Annotated in this window: 1 protein-coding gene; it reads right to left on the reverse strand. The window is 66.2% G+C overall.

Translation table 11 applies throughout. From position 1 onward, the window contains the following. Positions 1–704, reverse strand: a 704-nt coding sequence (locus DID99_RS36800) for an NAD(P)/FAD-dependent oxidoreductase (protein WP_148094722.1), incomplete at both ends; no start/stop codon positions are given.

Here is a 704-nt window from a genome sequence, read left to right on the forward strand (position 1 = left end):
GCGCGGTACAGCTCCGTGTACAGCCACGATTGCTTGAAGGCGTCCGGGTACGCGTTGAGCTCATCGCTCTGGCGGCCGGCCTGCAACGCGTCGAACGCGGCGTCGGCGGCCAGCATGCCGGTCTTGATCGCCGCGTGGCTGCCCTTGATCCGCGATGCGTTCAGGAAGCCCGCGTCGTCGCCGATCAGCGCGCCGCCCGGGAACACCGTCTTCGGCAGCGACAGCAGGCCGCCGGCCGTGATCGCGCGCGCGCCGTACGACACGCGCTTGCCGCCTTCGAGGAACGCGCGGATCGACGGGTGCGTCTTGTAGCGCTGGAATTCCTCGAACGGTGACAGGTACGGGTTCGTGTAGCCGAGGCCGACCACGAAGCCGACCACGACCTGGTTGTTGTCCATGTGATACAGGAACGAGCCGCCGTAGGTGTCCGACTTCAGCGGCCAGCCGGCCGTGTGGATCACGAGGCCCGGCTTGTGCTTCGCGGGATCGATCTCCCACAGTTCCTTGATGCCGATCCCGTAGGCCTGCGGATCGGCGTTCGCGTCGAGCTTGAACTTCGAGATCAGTTGGCGGCCAAGATGACCGCGGCAGCCTTCGGCGAACAGCGTGTACTTCGCGTGCAGTTCCATGCCGAGCTGGAAGTTCTCGGTCGGCTCGCCGTCCTTGCCTACGCCCATGTTGCCGGTGGCGACGCCTTTCACGGA

It is taken from the genome of Burkholderia sp. Bp8986, from assembly GCF_003854225.1.
In the GTDB taxonomy this organism is placed as follows: Bacteria; Pseudomonadota; Gammaproteobacteria; order Burkholderiales; family Burkholderiaceae; genus Burkholderia.